Here is a 16,936-nt window from a genome sequence, read left to right as displayed (position 1 = left end):
CCCTGAGGGGTCGCATATCGACCTTCCCGAGGCCGATGAAGGTCGATATGCGACCCCTCACGCGGCAATTCGACCGGTTACAGGTGCACGCCCACGAGCACGGGTTCCGGCTGCAGGATGACACCGAACTCGGCCTGCACGCGGCCCTGCACGTAGCGGGCGAGTTGTGCGATTTCGTCGGCGGTCGCAGCGCCGGTGTTCGTAAGGGCGAGCGTGTGCTTGCTCGACATCGCAGCGCGCGAGCCGGGCAGCCGGAACCCGCGGGAGATCCCCGCGTGCTCGATCAGCCAGGCCGCGCTGAGCTTCACCAGACGCACCGTGCCCCCCGCTCCGGGGATCGGCCCGACACCGGCGTAGTCGGAGAGCGGAATGACCCGGTCGGGCATCTCGTCCAGGGGCCCGATCGGCCAGCGCGGGGCATCCCCCGGCAGGGTCCGCCCGAACGTCTCGGTCACGATCGGATTCGTGAAGAACGACCCCGCGCTCCACGTGTCGTGGTCGCTCGCGTCGAGCACCATCCCCTTCGACGCGCGCAGGGCGAGCACCGTGTCGCGCAGCGTGGACAGGGGGACGCGGTCCCCGAGCTGCACGCCGAGCGCCCCGGCAAGTTGCCCGTAGGCGACCGGGGCGCTGAGCGCGCTGCCCAGCACGGATGCCTCGGCGCTCGTGTCCTGCAGGTCCAGTTCGATCGCGAGCACGACGCCCCGCAGCCCCTGCTTGAGCACGGACGTGCGGTAGCCCAACTCGAGCTCACCCGCCTCCATCCGGCGGCGTGCGCCCGTCTCGTAGTCGAGGAAGTCGATGGCGACCAGGCTGGAGCCGAGCTCCTGGCCGTAGGCGCCGATGTTCTGCACCGGGGCCGCGCCGGAGGAACCGGGAATCCCGGAGAGCGCCTCGATGCCCGCCCACCCGCGCGCCACGGCCTGCGCGACGACGCTGTCCCACGGTTCGCCGGCCTGCACACGCAGGCGCACCCGGTCCCGGTCCGGCGCGGACGAGCTGACCTCGATGCCCCGGGTGATCACGCGGATCACGGTCCCGCCGAAGCCCTCATCGCCGGCGACGGTGTTCGAGCCGCCGCCCAGGAGCATCCAGTCGTCGTCGGAGGACCAGGCCGCCAGGGCCGCATCGACGAGCTCCTGCTCCGTGGCCGGCGCGACCATGCGGGCTGGAACACCGCCGACGCGCAGGGTGGTCAGCTGGGACAGGGGAACGGGATCGGTCATCGGCATGGGGCTCAGGCGAGGCTGACGCGCGCCTGCGCCTTGCCGAGGACGGTCTGGTCGTTGAACGTGACGGTCAGGTCGATGCGGGCGACCCGGGCTTCCGCGTCGATGACGCCGACCCTGGCGACGACGGTGACGACTGCGCCGTCAACCGGGTCCACCAGCACCGGGCGGGTGAAACGCACCTGGTAGTCGACGATGCGCGCGGGGTCGCCGACCCAGTCGACGACCGGCTGCACGGCGAATCCCATGGTCAGCATGCCGTGCGCGAGTACGCCGGGCAGGCCGACGGAGACGGCGACGTCATCCCGGTAGTGGATGGGGTTGAAGTCGCCGGATGCCCCGGCGTAGCGCACGAGGGAATCGCGGGTCAGCGCAAAGCTGCCGCCGGCGACGACGTCGCCGACGCTCAGGGACTCGAGGGCGGGTGTGGTGCTCATTCGTCTCCCCTGACAACGAGGGTGGATGTCGCCGTGACGACGTGGGCGCCGGTGGCGTCCAGAACGTTGGACTCCGCTGTGACCATCGAATGACCGCCGAGGCTCTTCACGCTCGCGACGGTCAGGGTCGCGGTGAGCTCGTCGCCGGCGACGATCGGGCGGCTGAAGCTGAAGCGCTGGTCGCCGTGCACGACCCGGCTGAAGTCGATTCCCGCCCCGGGCTCCGAGAGCAGCTGTGCCAGCGTCGCCTCCTGGACGACCACGGCGAACGTGGGCGGGGCGACGACATCGGCGTAGCCGGCCGCGCGCGCGGCCTCCGGGTCGTGGTTGATCGGGTTGGTCGCGAAGACGGCGCGGGAGAACTCGCGCACCTTCTCACGCCCGACGAGGTAGGGCGGCGCGGGCGGGAAGACCCGGCCCTGCAGTTCGGGGTTCACAGACACATCTCGAGTGTAGTTGCGCGAGGCGAAGCGGCTCCCGGCGGGCCGGGAATCGGGCAGAGTAGTGAACGTGGAATTCGTGCGCGTTCGCCTGACCGACCCGAAGGTCGACCCTCTGCTGACCGACCTGCGCCGGGAGTACGACGCCCGCTACGGCGACGGGGACTCCGTGCTCGACGCCCCGGCCGAGGCGTTCGACGCTCCGACGGGATGCTTCGTCGTGCTGCTCCATGAGGGGCGCACGGTCGCCGGCGGCGGCATCCGACGGCTGGACGCGGGCACCTGCGAGGTCAAACGCATGTGGACCAGCCCCGACCATCGCCGCCAGGGCCTCGCCAGCGTCGTGCTCGCCGAGCTCGAGTCGGTGGCCCGGGAACTCGGCTACCGGGCCGTGCGGCTGGAGACCGGCCCCGCCCAGCCGGAGGCGCTTGCCCTCTACCGCCGGCTCGGCTACCGGGAGATCGGCAACTACGGGCAGTACGAAAACGCGACCGGGTTCGAGCGTTCGCTCGCCGGCGACGAAGCCTGATCCACGGGCCGCCGGCACCCGGCGTTGGCCTGCGGCACCCTCTGGCGGTAGCGTTGGCATCGCGATGCATAACAAACTAGTCCCCCACCCCGACGTGCCGTTCGACCTCCCCACCGCCGAACGCATTCACGCCGCCGTCGCTCACTACGGTGAGCAGACAGTGATCGACAACTCGATCGCCCTCCTCCGCGGCAAGAACGCCGGCAAGGATTTCCTTCTGTACGCCGGCGGGAAACACGCGCTCGGCATCCTCGACGGTGCCCCTGCCCTGTACTGGCCTGAGCTGTGGGGAGCCCGCGCACTCCTGTACGTGTGGAGCGACGCCGCCGCCCCGTATGTCGTCGTCGGCCTCACCAACCAGGCCTGGCGCGTGCGCGAAATGTGCGCGAGGGTGATCCTGCTCCGCGGCCTCCAGGTCGCCCCCAAGCTCGTGCGGATGACCACCGACGAGGTGCCGCGCGTCCGCGCCGCCGCCCTCCACACACTCGCAGCCCAGGGCACGGCCGAACACCTCGAGGCCATCACCGCGCGGCTCCGCGACCCCGACAAGGACGTCCGCCGGGCGGCGCAGCAGGCCCGCGACGAACTCACGTCCCGGCTGAAACTCCCCACGGAGCAGACGCCCACCGGTGAGTAGCCCCTTCGAGCGCTACGTCGCCATCGGCGACAGCTTCACCGAAGGCGTCGGCGACGAGCTGCCGGGCGGCCAGGTGCGCGGCTGGGCCGACCTTGTCGCGCTCGGGCTCGCCGAGGCGTCCTCCACGCCGGTCGCCTACGCGAACCTCGCCATCCGGGGCAAGCTGCTCGGCCCCATCGTGGCGGGCCAGCTGGAGCCGGCCCTGGCCCAGGCCCCCGACCTGGTGAGCATCTGCGGCGGGGGCAACGACCTGATGCGTCCGCGGGTCGAGATCCCCTACATCGTCGACCTGCTCGCCGTCGTGGTCGACCGCGCGATCGCCCAGGGCGCGCACGTGGTGATGCTCAGCGGGGCGAACCCGTCCCGGCACCTGCCGATGGGCGCGCTCATCCAGCGCCGCGGCGACCTGCTCGCGGATGCCTGCAGGGTGGCGTTCACCCGGCCCGGCGTCACACTCGTCGACAACTGGGCCGACCCGGAACTCGAGGAACGCCGCTTCTGGTCGGCCGACAAGCTGCACCTGAATTCGCGCGGACACACCCGAATCGCCTCTCGCGTGCTCGAGGCGCTCGACCTGGCGGTCCCGGGGGGCTGGGGCACGGATGCCTCCGCAGAGGCCCCGGCGGACGAGCGGGTGCAGGGCACCGCCGCCTACTACCGTGAGTTCGTGTTGCCGTGGATCGGACGCCGGCTCACCGGACGCTCGTCCGGCGACGGGCGTCCGCCGAAGCGGCCGGTCCTGGAACCGGTCGATCTCGGCTGACCGGCGGCGCGAGCGCTAGTCGGTCGCGCCGCCGGCGCGCCCCTCCATCATTTCCTTGAACTTGCGCAGGTCCTTCTTGACGACGTGGTCGTCGACGCCGAAGATCGCGCCGGTCTTCTCGAGCAGCCCCTCGGCCACCCAGTCGAGCCTCACCGTGACCCGGCACGACGCGTCGGACAACGCATCGAAGGACACCATCCCGGCGTGCGTCTCATCCCCGCCGACACTGGTCCAGGCGATGCTCTCATTGGGCCGTTGTTCCATGACGGCGTCGAATTCGCGCTCCACCCCGCGGATGCTCACCTTCCAGTGCGAGCGGGTGTCGTCGATCTTCGTGACCGAGTCGACGAAATCGAGGAACTCGGGAAGCGACTCGAGACGGGTCCACCGCGCGTAGGCCCGCTCAACGGGAACGTCAAGGTCGATTTTTTCGGTAACTCGCGCCATTTCATCCTCCAGAATTGTCTTCGCGCCGGCCCTCGCGGCCTGGCCGCACCGGGGATCCGGATCCGCCGGCGACCCGGCGCCCGATGGGAGCAACCACGGCACCCGCGCGCGACCGTACCCCCGACGCAGCGACTATGCGCCACGCAGGCGCAAAAGTCCACCCCCTGGACCGGATTCTCGGGCCTTGGTAGTGTTCCTGCAGATAGGGGTGCTCCCCGAATTCCGGCCCTTAGACCCTAATGAGAGGGTTCCCCATGCGGCCGGAAGAGAAGCACACCTCTCGGGGGTAGGACATCGTCGGGGTGACCTGCCCCCTTTATCCCGGCCCGAGCCAGGCGAGCTCCGGGTTCAGCCGCGCGCCTCGTGCCGCGCGCCTCGCGCGACCGGCGACAGCAAGGAAAAAGTCCCGAGATGTTCGAACCTCGGGACTGTGGTAGCGGGAGCGGGAATTGAACCCGCGACACCACGATTATGAGCCGTGTGCTCTAACCAACTGAGCTACCCCGCCACGACCTGTCGGCTGCTTCCAGCCTTCAAGCCTGAGCCCCCTGTGGGAATCGGACCCACTACCTCTTCCTTACCAAGGAAGTGCTCTACCAATGAGCTAAGGGGGCACAGCTTCCCACGTTCGGAAGCCTGCCGCGTTTTTGGCAACCGTAAAAGATTATCACCCATCCGGCCGCCCTGTGACCGCTCGGCCGTTTCCGGGCGGACGGAGAAAACTCCGGCGCCGGCCTACTTCACCGAACCGGCCGTCAACCCCCCGACGATGTACTTCTGGAGGTACAGGAACAGCGCCATGACGGGCAGCGCCGCGAGCACCGCGCCGGCCGAGAAGGCACTCCAGTCGGCGTAGTTCGGGTTGGAGACGAGGCGGTAGAGCCCCACGGCGAGGGTCTGCTTCTCCGGGTCGACGAGCAGCACGCTGGCGAGCACGAAGTCGTTCGTGGTGCTGATGAACGACAACAGGGAGACGACGGCCAGGATCGGGGCGACCAGGCGCAGGATGATCGTGAAGAAGATGCGCGCGTGGCTCGCGCCGTCGATCTTGGCGGCCTCGTCGATGGATGCCGGAATCGTGTTGAAGAATCCGTACATCAGGAAGGTGTTCACGCCCAGCGCGCCACCCAGGTACACCATGATCAGGCCGATCTGGGAGTTCAGCCCGATCGCCGGGAAGATGTCCCCGATCGTGCTCATCAGCAGGAAGATCGCCACAACCCCGAGCAGTTGCGGGAACATCTGCACGAGCACGATGGTCAGCAGGCCGGTCCGGCGCCCGGTGAAGCGCATCCGCGAAAAGGAGTAGGCGGCGAGAGCGCCGAGAAAGACGCTGCCGAGCGCCGTGATTCCCGCGATCATCAGGGTGTTCCCGAACCAGGCTGCGTATGGAGCCTCCGGCGTGTTCAGGATGCGCACGTAGGCGTCGAAGCCGATTTTCGAGAAGAGCGCGTTGGAGCCGGTGAGCGTGCCGTGCGGGTTCAGGGACGCCGACAACACGTAGAGCAGCGGGAACGTCGAGAACACGACCATGACCAGGCCGACCACATGCCGCCAGCCGGTCGACGCGAACCAGCGCTTGAGGGTGAACGGGCGCTTGACCGGGACGAAGCCGGTGGCCTCCGCGGTCGTGCGGGTTGTCGTTTTCATTAGTTGAGATCCTCCAGCGCCTTTGTCTTCCTGAAGCTGATGATCGAGATGACAGCAACGAGGATGAAGATGATGATCGAGAACGCACTCGCCAGGCCGTAATCCCGGGTCTGCCCGGTGAACGCCACCTTGTAGACCATCGAAATCAGGATGTCCGTGGCACCCACGTTCACGCTGGCTTCCGCATCGCGCGGCCCGCCCCCGGTGAGCATGTAGATCAGGTTGAAGTTGTTGAAGTTGAACGCAAAGGACGCGATCAGCAGCGGTGCCACCGAGACGAGGAGCAGAGGCAGCTTGATCAGGCGGAAGACGGCCCACGGGCTGGCCCCGTCGACTGTCGCTGCCTCCTGCAACTCCTCCGGGATCGACTGCAGGGCACCGGTACAGACGAGGAACATGTACGGGAAGCCGAGCCACAGGTTGACCAGGAGGATGCTGAACTTGGCCAGCCACTCGTTGGTGAGCCAGGGTATCTGCGCGCCGCCGAGCAGCACCTGGTTGATGAATCCGAAGCTCTCGCTGAGCATTCCGGCCCAGACGAGCGCGGAGAGGAACGCGGGGAACGCGTACGGCAGGATCATCGCGACGCGGTAGAACTTGCGCCCCTTCATCCGGAGGTCGTTGAAGACGATCGCGAGGAAGAGCCCGAGCAGGAACGTGGACGCCACGGAGATGCCGGCGAAGAAGAACGTCCAGATGGTCACCGAGACCAGCGGGCCACGGATTCCCTCGTCGGTGAAGGCGCGCACGAAGTTGTCGAAGCCGACATTGATCCGCCAGCCCGGGAGCATCTCCTCACCGTCGGGTGAGGTGAAGGCGCCCTCGCCCGTGTCGGAGTAGACCACGCCCGTCCCGGTGTTCGTCATAGTTCCGGCCTGCTCGTCGTAGACGAGGGTCGACAGGTACAGGTAGGCGTTGCGGCCGTCGGGCGTGCGCAGGCTTCCGTCGTTGGGGTCCTCGGAGTACGGGACCGCCATCTTCGTGATCTCATCGGTGCGCGCGACGACGTCCTGGAAGCTCAGGGATGTGTATCCGGCGGCGGCGACGGCCTTGCCGCCTTCGACGGTCGCGTCACTGACCCGCTGCAGCGGCTCGTCGTTGCTGCCGATGCTCACGTCGCCGTCGGGGTCGGTGACGAGCAGGCTGAGCGTGCCGACCCGGTCGACCACGGTCACCGCGTAGGTGGGCGAGTCCGGCACTCGCTCCAGCGCGGAGCTCATCAGCGCCGAGACGGCCTGGTCCTTGTCGCTGTTGTGACCGGTGCTGTAGTTCGTGAAGCCGATGTAGGCGGTGTAGCCGACGGCGAAGATCTGGAAGATCACCAGGAAGATGACACCGGGGGTGAGGTATTTGGCGGGCAGTTTGCCCGGCGAGAAGTAGATCCAGTTGACGATGAGGGTGACGGCGAGCACGAGGCCGAACACGATCCACTGGCCCTTGGCGAAGAGCACGAAGAGCGCATACAGGGCGATGGCATCGACGAGGCCGAGCAGGATGATCTTGACCAGGATGGCCTTGAGGCCGGCCGAGGCCGCCTCGGCTATCCGTGCGGCCTGTCGCTGGCGCCTGGTCGGCTTCTCTTCGTTGGCGACGTCTTCGTCGGTGATGATGCTCATGTGCCTGGTATCCCTAGCCTTCAACCTGCCAATAACGAATCCCCGGGCGGATGCGCGTACGCATCCGCCCGGGGAATGAGGGGGGTGTTAGCCGATCGCCTTCGTGACGTCAGCCGACAGCTTCGTCCAGGTGGCCGCGGGGTCGGCGCCGTTGATGACGGCCGCCTGCGCGATTCCCCAGAACTGCCAGACCTGGCCCATTGCCGGGATGGCCGGCATCGGGACGGCCTCGGCACCGACGGCCGCGAAGCCGGCGATGATCGGGTCGGCCGATGCGGCCTCGGCCGAAGCCGAGAGCGCGGGGAGGATGTTGCCGGACTTGAAGAGCTCGGTCTGGACTGCCTCGGTGCCGAGGTAGTTGACCAGGAAGTCGTTCGCGGCAACCTTGTTCTTGCTCTGCTCGCTGACGAAGAAGCCCTTGACGCCGGCAAACGGCTGGGCCGCGTCCTTGGACGGCGGCGCGATGGTGTCGACGGCGAGGTTGATGCCCGCCTCCTTCGCTGCTCCGACGTTCCACGGTCCGGTCAGCCAGAAAGCTGCCTTTCCGGTGGTGAAGGCATCCTTGGCGATGTCACCGGTGATCTCGGTGTTGAAGACGCCGGTGCCCTTCTTGCCCTGGCTGCCGAGCCAGGTCGCGAATTCCACGCCGCCCGCGTTGCCGAGCTCCAGCTTGGTCGAGTCGTAGCCACCGTCGGCGTCGGTGCCGAACACCGGTGCGCCGAACGAGGTCTGGAACGGGTACAGGTGGTACGGGTTGCCGTCGGCACCCTGCTCCACGACGAACGGGTACTTGACGCCGGAAGCCGTGCCCTTGGCGATCATGTCGTCGTACGAGGTGGGTGCGGTCTTGACGAGGTCGGCGTTACGCAGCAGCGCCAGGTTCTCGATGGCGTAGGGGAGCATGTAGGTCTTGCCCTCGTACGTGGAGGCGTTCACCGCGACGTCGAGGAAGCCGTCTGCCTTGTCGCCGAGTTCGATCGGGGCGACGACGCCGTTGGTCACGAGCTCACCGAGCCAGTCGTGGGCGCCCATGGTGACGTCGGGCCCCTTGCCGGACGGAACCTGCTGGATGAAGTCATCCTTCAGCTTTGCGTTGTCCTTGGAGACGAGCTTGACCTTGACGCCGGTCTCGTCGGTGTACGACGCAGCGGCATCCTTCAGTGCGTCGATGCGCTCGGCGTCGACCCAGACGGTCAGGGAGCCGGAGTTCTTGGCGGGGTCCGCCTTCTCGGTGCCCGCGGAGCATCCGGCCAAAGCCAGTGTTGCGACGATTGCTACTGCACCGGCAGCGAGCAGGCCGTTCTTGTTCACCATCATTGGTGTGCCTTTCTAGAGGAACGCTGACAAAAATGCAAGCGATTACATGTATAGCCCGTCATTGAGGGATTGACAACTCAACAAAATGCAATCGGTACCAGTTCGTTATTTTGACCGGAATTCACCTCTATGCAAACGCTTCCATGATGGTCCGGATGCCGTAAAGTCTTCCTCATGACAGGCTCAGAGTGGTGGAGAACCGCCGTTATTTACCAGATCTATCCGCGCTCGTTCGCTGACGCGAACGGCGACGGCATGGGAGACCTCGCCGGCATCACCGGCCGCCTCCCCGATTTGCAGGAACTCGGGATCGACGCCATCTGGCTGTCGCCGATGTACACCTCCCCGCAACGCGATGCCGGCTACGACGTCGCCGACTACTGCGACGTCGACCCGCTCTTCGGCACCCTCGGGGACTTCGACATCCTGCAGCGCACCGCCCACTCGCTCGGCATCCGGGTCATCGTCGACCTCGTGCCCAACCATTCCTCGAGCGATCACCCATGGTTCCAGGCGGCCCTCGCCGCCGGGGCCGGCAGCGAGGAGCGCGCGCACTACATCTTCCGCAACGGCCAGGGCGCGGCCGGTGAGCTTCCGCCGAATAACTGGGAGTCCGTCTTCGGCGGCAACGCCTGGACACGCGTCACCGACCCCGACGGCACGCCCGGCCAATGGTACCTGCATCTCTTCGACAGCACCCAGCCCGACTTCGACTGGGACAATCCCTGGGTGCGCGAGCAGTTCCGCGACGTCCTGCGCTTCTGGCTTGATCGCGGAGTCGACGGATTCCGCGTCGACGTCGCGCACGGCATGATCAAGGCCGCCGGCCTCCCGGACTACACCAAGCCGGCCGTCGGCGGAAGCATGGGCGGCGGCGGCCTCGAGCCCGGCATCAGCTCGGAGCCTGCGGACTCGCCGCCGTACTGGGCCCAGGACGGCGTGCACGACATCTACCGGGACTGGCGCATCATCCTCGACGAGTACCCCGGCGAACGGATCCTCGCGGCCGAGGCCTGGGTCGACCCGCTCGCCCGGGTCGCCGAGTGGGTGCGCCCGGATGAGATGCACCAGGCCTTCAACTTCGCCTATCTCGAGACGCCGTGGCAGGCACCGGCGCTCCGCCGGGTCATCGACGAGTCCCTCTCTGCCTTCGGGGCGGTCGGGGCGCCGAGCACCTGGGTCCTGTCCAACCACGACGTTGTGCGCCACGCGACCCGGCTGGCGCTGTCCGGAGACAACCTGCAGGGCCATGGCATCGGTCCGAACACGGTCGGACTGCCCGACCCGGCCGTCGGCCTGCGCCGCGCCCGCGCCGCCACCGCGCTCATGCTGGCCCTCCCCGGCTCAAGCTACCTCTACCAGGGCGAGGAGCTGGGCCTGCCCGAGGTGGTCGACCTGCCCGACCACGCCCGCGAAGATCCGACCTGGTTCCGCACCGGCGGGGAGCGCTACGGCCGCGACGGCTGCCGCGTGCCCATCCCCTGGCAGGCGGAGGCGCCGTCCTACGGGTTCGGCCCGTCGGAGGCCAGCTGGCTGCCCCAGCCGGCCGAGTGGGCGCACCTCGCGCGCGACCTGCAGGAGGGCGTGCCCGGTTCGACGCTCGAGCTCTACAAGCTCGCCCTGCGGTTGCGCCGGGAGCAGTCGCTTGCCCTGGGCGGGGTGGAGTGGCTGGACGGCTTCGGGGACGCGGTCGTCGCGTTCCGGAACGGCGACGTGCTGGTCCTCGCGAACACCGGGGCGTCTCCCGTGCAACTCCCCGGCGGTGAGGTCCTGCTCTCCAGCGACACCCTGACCGGGCGCACCCTTCCGGGCGACACCACCGCCTGGCTCCGCGCGTAGGTCGCCCCCGGGCGCCCGTCCACGTTGAGTTGCGGACAAAGTACCTTCACTTCGCCAACGAAGGTACTTTCTCCGCGACTCAGTCGGAGAAGTCCGTGGTGGAGTGAGGGTGCGCGCTGGGCGCAGGGCGCTGGACGCGCTGGCGCGCGAACCTAGTTCGTGTTGGCGTAGAGCCACTCGAGCGGGTCGACGTGGGTGCCGTTCAGGCCGCCGCGTCGAATCTCGAAGTGCAGGTGCGGGCCGGTCGACATGCCCGTGTCGCCGGTCTTGCCGACCACCTGGCCGACCTTGACCACGTCACCGACCTTGAAGAGCATCGAGCCGTGGATCATGTGCGCGTAGACGCTGGAGACCAGTTCGCCGTCGATCATGTGGTCGATGACCATGTGCACGCCGAGGCTTCCCTCGCCGTCGATGGCCTGGCTCACGACCCCGTCGGCGATCGACTGGATGGGCGCGCCGATACCGGGGTTGAAGTCCTGGCCGCGGTGGTTGCTCGAGCAGCCGGCGCAGTCGCGGAAGCCGAACTTCGAGCCGATGTGCACGCCAACGGCGAAGGGCCACTGGATGGTGCCGTTCGGGTTGTTGGTGAAGGTCGCTTCCATCCGGATGCCGCTGGCCGCAGCAACCTCGGCGATGGTCTGTGCCTTGTAGCCGTCGCGGTTGACCGTGATGGTGTCCGTCCCGCTGGCGCGAGCCAGCATCTGGGCCGGTTCGCCGTTCGTCGATCGCTGCGCGTCGAAGGCGGCGGCCTGCACGTCGGCCGAGGACAGCAGCGCTTCGGCCGGCAGGGAGGTGGAGACCGCCATCAGGGCAACGAAGGCCATCGCGGCCACGGTGAGGCTCTTCGCGGCCATCGTGCGTGCCCGGTCGCCGGCGGGCCGGACGGGCGGGGTCGCGGCGCGGACCGTCGGCGAAAAGGACGCGGGGGCCGGGGCCGGCTCGGCGGGCGGCGCAAGGGGAACAGCGGGCGCGGCAGCCCGACGTCCGGAGAATTCCTTGCGGCGGGACCTGGCCGAACGGGCCTCCTGCTCCTGCGCGCGCATCTGGGCGCGGCTGGGCAGCGGAATCGCCGTCGACGTGGTGGTGGGGACCTCCGCCAGCAGCAGTTCGAACGCCGAGACCAGGTCGCCCACCGGCGGTGCCGCGACGGCACGGTCGGATTCGGTCAGGACGGCCGGGACGAGGTCGGGTTCGCTGAGCTCGGCGCTGATCAGGAAATCGGCGACCGCAGTGAGCGGAGCGGGCGGCGCGTCATCGTGCGCATCGGCCAAGGCGAGCGGAGCGGGCGCCGGCATCGGTGCGGGCTCGAGAGCTGCCGCTGCGGGCGCGGCGGGGGCGAGGGGTGCACTGGCGAGGAGATCGCGTTCGCGCTGTTCGCGAAGCTCGCGGCGAGTGAGCGGCTGCACAGTCCCAGCGGGGTCACCCGCACCGGGCACACAGGCGTCCGGGGCTGAAGAGTGACGTGACAAAGGGCAGGACTTTCGGAGCGGCGGTCAGGTGGCGTGGAGCTCATCTTGGCCAGCGCCAAAATAACAATTGGGTCAAGGCTAGTCCTCGAGGGCCCGCAATTCCAGTCGACCCGCCCGGATGGCACCCGAAAACGGGGGTGGCGACGCCCCCGTCCGTTCACCTTCCGGACACCCGCAAGCCCCTCGGGATCCGCGTCATTCCGCGGTCTGAGACCCCGCCGAACGCGGGATCCGGTTCAGTCGTCCGCCTCGGCCGGGCGGCCCGCAAAGATCTCGGCGAGAAGCGGCTCGAAGGCGTCGTAGACGTCGGGCGCGCCGGCGATGAGGAGCCCGCGGCCCTCGGGATCGCCCCCGAGCCCGCCGACCCTGGCGCCGGCCTCCCGGGCGATCAGCGCGCCCGCCGCGTGGTCCCAGGGGTTGAGTCCGCGCTCGTAATAGAGATCGAGTCGACCCGCCGCCACCCCGCACAGGTCGAGGGCGGCAGACCCCATGCGACGGATGTCCCGCACCCGGCCGATGAGCGCGCGAACGATCGTCGCCTCGTCCACCCGCCGAGAGGCACTGTAGGAGAAGCCCGTGCCCAGCAGGGCCAGCGCGAGCGGCACTCCGGTGTTGGCCTGCAGCCTTCGGTCCGCCAGGTAGGCGCCCGCGCCGGCCAGTGCCGTGAACGCCTCGCCGGTGGCCGGGTTGACGACCGCGCCGGCGAGGGCGGTCCAGGTGGCGGGGTCAGGGTCGCCCTCGACGACGGCGATGCTGACGGCGTAGGCGGGGATGCCGTAGAGGTAATTGACCGTGCCGTCGATCGGGTCGACGACCCAGGTGAGTCCGGAGCTGCCGGCGGTGGCCTCGGACTCCTCGCCGTAGAATCCGTCGTTCGGCCGGGCCTCCGCGAGGAGCCCTCGGATGAGCGCCTCGGTTTCCCGGTCGGCGGGGGTGACGATGTCCTCGGCCGACGACTTCGTGGCGGCCACGGAGACACCCTCGTCCCGTCGGCGGCGGGCCAGGCCCGCTGCGGCGAGCGCGGTCTCGCGGGCGAGGGTGAGCAGTCCGGCTGGCACGGTCGCGGTCATGGCACCAAACTAGCCCGGTCCGGGAGAAGCCAGGTCCGGGTGAAGCACGGAAGCCCCGCCCGGGCCTCCGTGGAGGTCGGGCGGGGCTCTCATCCCGGTCACTACCGGGGCTGTGGCGAGTGCGAGATTCGAACTCACGAAGGCTACGCCGTCTGATTTACAGTCAGATCCCTTTGGCCACTTGGGTAACTCGCCAGTACGCACCCGACCATATGAGAACACGTGACCGGAGGCGCTGAATCAGAATACTAGGCTCAGGGCCCCAGTGAGAAATCAGCGGTGCGATCGGCGCGCTCCCGGCGTCGATATGATTCCTCCTGACCCCCATCTTCAGTCCGGTTAGGAAACCCCATGGTCGGCATCGACGAGGTAGCCCGCCTTGCGGGCGTCTCCACCGCCACCGTTTCCCGCGCGCTCAGCGGCAGCGCCCACGTGTCACCGGCGACCCGGGTCAAGGTCGAAGCCGCGGCCGGGGAACTCGGCTACGTCGTGTCCTCCACCGCATCCAGCCTCGCGTCGGGCCGGATGAAGAACATCGGCGTCGTGGTGCCCTTTCTCAACCGGTGGTTCTTCTCCAGCGTCGTCGAGGGCGCGCAGCAGACCCTCCTGCGCAACGGCTACGACCTCACCCTCTACAACCTGACCGGCGGCGGGGAAGAGCGACGCAGCGTCTTCGAGCATTTCCTGCTGCGCCAGCGGGTGGATGCCGTGATCGCGATCTCGCTCGAACTCACCGAGAACGAGGTGGCCCGCCTGCACGCGCTCGGCAAGCCCCTCGTGGGCGTGGGCGGCCCGATTCCCGGCGTGCGCACGCTCACCATCGACGATGTCGCCGTCGCGCGGCTGGCGACCGAGCACCTCCTCGCCCTCGGCCACACTCGCATCGCGCACATCGGCGGGAACAAGGCACTCGACCTCGACTTCCACCTTCCGACGAACCGCCGCATCGGGTACGAGTACGCCCTCACCGAGGCCGGGATCGACCCGTCGCCGGAGCTGTTCCAACCGGCGGACTTCACCATGCCCGGCGGCTACCAGGCCGCCAAGCAGCTCCTCGGCCGGGCGCACAACCGGCCCACCGCCATCTTCGCGGCGTCCGACGAGATGGCAATCGGCTGCATCCTGGCCGCTCGGGACCTGGGTATGGTCGTGCCGCGGGACGTCTCGGTGATCGGCATCGACGGCCACGAGCTGGCGGAGTTCTTCGGGCTGAGCACGATCGCGCAGTTCCCCAAGGGGCAGGGGGAGGCCGCGGTGGAGATCCTCCTGGACCAGCTGCATCCGGGCAAGCATGACCAGGCCGGCCTCAACACCCCGATGCCGTTCGAACTCATCGTGCGCTCGAGCACGGCCCGGCCCCAGTAGCCGGTCCGGTCGCGGCTCAGGAGGTGCGCTGGTACCTCCACGGCAGAACGGTCATGTCCAGGCGATGCCTCGGGCCTTCCGCGTCGACGAGCTCCGGCGCGCCGAAGGAGACGTCGCCCTCCCAGAGGACCACGCGCGGGTCGGCGTGGAACCGCGACGCGAAGTAGTCGGGAGCGGCCGCGCGCGCCCGCGCGAGGGCGTGATCGGCGCTGTCGACGCCCACGAGCGCGCTAAGGCTCACCCAGGTCGGCGGCGCCAGCCGGAACAGTCCCGAGGCGTGGCGCTCCAGGGCGTCCCCGGGAGAAATCCAGATGTGGTCGACGCTCTCGTTGGGGTTCAGCACAACCGGGTCGCCGGGCGCCTTCGCGTAGTAGAACCAGGTTTGGAAGCGCCTCGCCTGGGTCTCCGACGGGGTCCACCGCGCGACCGTCACCAGGGACTCGACCGTCACCGTGAGGCCTGTCTCCTCGCGCGTCTCCCGCGCCGCGGCCTGCCGGGCCGCGGCCTGCTCGTCGCCGGCCGCCACCCCCGCTGCGTCCTCCGGGTCGACGCGCCCGCCGGGGAAGACCCAGGCACCGGCAAACGACCCGCGATGATGCGGCCGTTCGAGCAGGAGCACTTCGATGCCCCGGGCGGAGTCCCGCAGGAGGATGACGGTCGCTGCCGGCTCCGCGTCGTTCGTCGGCCGGGGAGCTTCACTGGGGTGCATGTAAGCCACGATAGTAGGCTGCCGATCATGGGCAACGACGGGACATCGGGTAGGCACGGCATCGCCCGGAGCAGCCTCCTGACGCGGAGGCGACTCGCTCCAAACGCCGGTCCGATGACTCTCGACGGCACCAACTCCTACCTCATTGCGGCGCCGGGCGCCACGTCGATCGTGGTGGTCGACCCCGGCCCGATCGATGACGGCCACCTGGCCGCGCTGGCCGGGGCGGGCCCGGTCGAACTCGTGCTCATCACTCACCACCACCCCGATCACACCGCCGCGAGCGAGCGGTTCGCGCGGCTGACCGGCGCCCGGGTGCGGGCAGTCGACCCCGCGTTCTGCGTCAACGGCGAGCCCCTGCAGGCCGGGGAGGAGATCCGCGCCGCGGGAACCCGCATCCGTGTCATTGCGACGCCCGGCCACACGGCGGATTCCGTCTGTTTCCACCTGCCCGACGACGGGCCGAACGGTTCCGTGATCACCGGCGACACCATCCTCGGGCGCGGAACGAGCGTGATCGTCCACCCCGACGGCGCGCTCGGCCCGTACTTGCGCTCGCTGTCCACGCTGCGGGCGCTCGGACCGGCCACCGTGCTGCCCGCCCACGGCCCGTCGCTGCCCGACCTCGCGGCGATCTGCGAGGCCTACCTCGCGCACCGGCGCGAACGCCTCGACCAGGTGCGCCGATCCCTGGTCGACCTCGGGCCGGACGCGACGGTCGAGCAGGTCACCGATCGCGTGTACGCCGAGGCGGATGCCGCGGTGCGATTCGCCGCAGAGGCATCCGTTCGCGCGCAACTGGCCTACCTGCAGGAATCGGGCCACCCGCCCGGCTCGGGCGGAACTCGGTAGCATTGCAGGCATGGCAGATTCAACGTTCGACATCGTGAGCAAGGTCGACCAGATGGAGGCGGACAACGCCCTCCACCAGGCGCAGAAGGAAGTCGTGCAGCGGTACGACTTCAAGAACGTCGGAGCCTCGATCGAGCAGAGCGGCGACAAGGTGCTCATGAAGGCCACCAGCGAGGAGCGCGTCAAGGCGATCCTCGAGGTGTACGAGGCCAAGCTGATCAAACGCGGCATCTCGCTGCGCAGCCTCGACGCCGGCGAGCCGTATGCGTCGGGCAAGGAATACCGGATCGAGGCCTCCCTGAAGGCGGGCATCGACCAGGAGAACGCGAAGAAGATCAACAAGATCATCCGCGACGAGGCGCCCAAGACCGTCAAGAGCCAGATCCAGGGCGACGAGTTGCGCGTGAGCTCGAAGAGCCGCGACGACCTGCAGGCGACCATGGCGCTGCTCAAGGGCAAGGACCTCGACGTCGCCCTGCAGTTCGTGAACTTCCGCTAGCCGCGCCGAAAGCCGGGCCGGTCGAACTCCCGGGCGTCGCGGTACCGCGCCGCCGGCCGCCGGCC

General features: G+C 68.7%; 17 protein-coding genes and 3 tRNA genes. 7 read left to right on the top strand and 13 right to left on the bottom strand.

Translation table 11 applies throughout. From position 1 onward, the window contains the following. Positions 1 to 77 precede the first annotated feature (77 nt). Genes E3T54_RS14200 through E3T54_RS14190 form a run of 3 tightly spaced genes read right to left on the bottom strand, consistent with a single transcriptional unit; the run spans position 78 to position 2,109 of the window. Positions 78 to 1,226 (bottom strand): UDP-N-acetylmuramate dehydrogenase, encoded by a 1,149-nt coding sequence (locus E3T54_RS14200; RefSeq protein WP_134476273.1) that lies wholly within the window; start codon positions 1,224 to 1,226, stop codon positions 78 to 80. Between the two features lie 11 nt (positions 1,227 to 1,237). Next, complete coding sequence (locus E3T54_RS14195; protein WP_092323393.1) at positions 1,238 to 1,666, bottom strand: MaoC family dehydratase; 429 nt, start codon at positions 1,664 to 1,666, stop codon at positions 1,238 to 1,240. Next, entirely contained in the window at positions 1,663 to 2,109 is a 447-nt protein-coding gene (locus E3T54_RS14190) for a MaoC family dehydratase N-terminal domain-containing protein (RefSeq protein ID WP_092323392.1), read from the bottom strand. Before E3T54_RS14190 ends, E3T54_RS14195 begins: the two co-directional genes overlap by 4 nt. A gap of 67 nt (positions 2,110 to 2,176) precedes the next feature. On the opposite strand from E3T54_RS14190, the gene E3T54_RS14185 reads away from it, so the two are divergent. From E3T54_RS14185 to E3T54_RS14175, 3 genes are all read left to right on the top strand, one after another. Continuing rightward, positions 2,177 to 2,635, top strand: coding sequence for a GNAT family N-acetyltransferase (locus E3T54_RS14185; protein ID WP_166804930.1), 459 nt, complete (start codon positions 2,177 to 2,179; stop codon positions 2,633 to 2,635). Between the two features lie 64 nt (positions 2,636 to 2,699). Further along, entirely contained in the window at positions 2,700 to 3,272 is a 573-nt protein-coding gene (locus E3T54_RS14180) for a HEAT repeat domain-containing protein (protein WP_092323388.1), read from the top strand. Next, positions 3,265 to 4,035 (top strand): SGNH/GDSL hydrolase family protein, encoded by a 771-nt coding sequence (locus tag E3T54_RS14175; protein ID WP_092323387.1) that lies wholly within the window; start codon positions 3,265 to 3,267, stop codon positions 4,033 to 4,035. The genes E3T54_RS14180 and E3T54_RS14175 overlap by 8 nt, the downstream gene beginning before the upstream one ends. Before the next feature lie 15 nt (positions 4,036 to 4,050). On the opposite strand, the gene E3T54_RS14170 is transcribed toward E3T54_RS14175, so the two are convergent. The 6 genes from E3T54_RS14170 to E3T54_RS14145 form a co-directional block, all read right to left on the bottom strand. Then, a complete protein-coding gene (locus tag E3T54_RS14170) occupies positions 4,051 to 4,482 on the bottom strand; it encodes an SRPBCC family protein (protein ID WP_134476254.1) in 432 nt (143 codons plus the stop codon). Positions 4,483 to 4,913: 431 nt separating this feature from the next. After that, positions 4,914 to 4,990, bottom strand: a tRNA-Met gene (locus tag E3T54_RS14165). A 34-nt stretch (positions 4,991 to 5,024) separates the two neighbouring features. Further along, positions 5,025 to 5,096 (bottom strand) — tRNA-Thr (locus E3T54_RS14160). A 121-nt stretch (positions 5,097 to 5,217) separates the two neighbouring features. Beyond that, positions 5,218 to 6,132 carry a sugar ABC transporter permease gene (locus E3T54_RS14155; RefSeq protein ID WP_092323384.1) on the bottom strand — a complete coding sequence of 305 codons (915 nt, stop codon included), beginning with the start codon at positions 6,130 to 6,132 and terminating at the stop codon, positions 5,218 to 5,220. Next, positions 6,132 to 7,748: an ABC transporter permease subunit gene (locus tag E3T54_RS14150; protein WP_134476253.1), complete on the bottom strand. Its 1,617-nt coding sequence runs from the start codon at positions 7,746 to 7,748 to the stop codon at positions 6,132 to 6,134. The genes E3T54_RS14155 and E3T54_RS14150 overlap by 1 nt, the downstream gene beginning before the upstream one ends. A gap of 87 nt (positions 7,749 to 7,835) precedes the next feature. Continuing rightward, positions 7,836 to 9,065: a maltose ABC transporter substrate-binding protein gene (locus E3T54_RS14145; protein WP_134476252.1), complete on the bottom strand. Its 1,230-nt coding sequence runs from the start codon at positions 9,063 to 9,065 to the stop codon at positions 7,836 to 7,838. Positions 9,066 to 9,239: 174 nt separating this feature from the next. Here E3T54_RS14145 and E3T54_RS14140 point away from each other — a divergent pair, with 174 nt between their 5' ends. Continuing rightward, entirely contained in the window at positions 9,240 to 10,904 is a 1,665-nt protein-coding gene (locus tag E3T54_RS14140; protein ID WP_134476251.1) for a glycoside hydrolase family 13 protein, read from the top strand. Between the two features lie 152 nt (positions 10,905 to 11,056). On the opposite strand, the gene E3T54_RS17620 is transcribed toward E3T54_RS14140, so the two are convergent. From E3T54_RS17620 to E3T54_RS14125, 3 genes are all read right to left on the bottom strand, one after another. Then, positions 11,057 to 12,313: a M23 family metallopeptidase gene (locus tag E3T54_RS17620; RefSeq protein ID WP_134476250.1), complete on the bottom strand. Its 1,257-nt coding sequence runs from the start codon at positions 12,311 to 12,313 to the stop codon at positions 11,057 to 11,059. Positions 12,314 to 12,612: 299 nt separating this feature from the next. Beyond that, entirely contained in the window at positions 12,613 to 13,446 is an 834-nt protein-coding gene (locus E3T54_RS14130; RefSeq protein WP_134476249.1) for an inositol monophosphatase family protein, read from the bottom strand. Positions 13,447 to 13,559: 113 nt separating this feature from the next. Then, positions 13,560 to 13,641: transfer RNA gene (locus tag E3T54_RS14125), tRNA-Tyr, on the bottom strand. Positions 13,642 to 13,797: 156 nt separating this feature from the next. Between E3T54_RS14125 and E3T54_RS14120 the strand changes: the two genes are divergently transcribed. Then, positions 13,798 to 14,811 carry a LacI family DNA-binding transcriptional regulator gene (locus E3T54_RS14120; protein WP_134476248.1) on the top strand — a complete coding sequence of 338 codons (1,014 nt, stop codon included), beginning with the start codon at positions 13,798 to 13,800 and terminating at the stop codon, positions 14,809 to 14,811. A gap of 16 nt (positions 14,812 to 14,827) precedes the next feature. On the opposite strand, the gene E3T54_RS14115 is transcribed toward E3T54_RS14120, so the two are convergent. Beyond that, complete coding sequence (locus tag E3T54_RS14115; protein WP_134476247.1) at positions 14,828 to 15,520, bottom strand: NUDIX hydrolase; 693 nt, start codon at positions 15,518 to 15,520, stop codon at positions 14,828 to 14,830. A gap of 114 nt (positions 15,521 to 15,634) precedes the next feature. Here E3T54_RS14115 and E3T54_RS14110 point away from each other — a divergent pair, with 114 nt between their 5' ends. Both E3T54_RS14110 and E3T54_RS14105 read left to right on the top strand, forming a co-directional pair. Continuing rightward, positions 15,635 to 16,372 (top strand): MBL fold metallo-hydrolase, encoded by a 738-nt coding sequence (locus E3T54_RS14110; protein WP_370255580.1) that lies wholly within the window; start codon positions 15,635 to 15,637, stop codon positions 16,370 to 16,372. 10 nt (positions 16,373 to 16,382) lie between these two features. Beyond that, entirely contained in the window at positions 16,383 to 16,871 is a 489-nt protein-coding gene (locus tag E3T54_RS14105; protein ID WP_134476245.1) for a YajQ family cyclic di-GMP-binding protein, read from the top strand. The last annotated feature ends 65 nt before the right edge of the window (positions 16,872 to 16,936 follow it).

Origin of the sequence: Cryobacterium sp. Sr8 (genome assembly GCF_004403225.1) — a bacterium.
GTDB classification, from domain to species: Bacteria; Actinomycetota; Actinomycetes; order Actinomycetales; family Microbacteriaceae; genus Cryobacterium; species Cryobacterium psychrotolerans.
The sequence above is the reverse complement of the archived record's forward strand: the minus strand, read 5'-3'. Positions and strand labels throughout refer to the sequence as shown.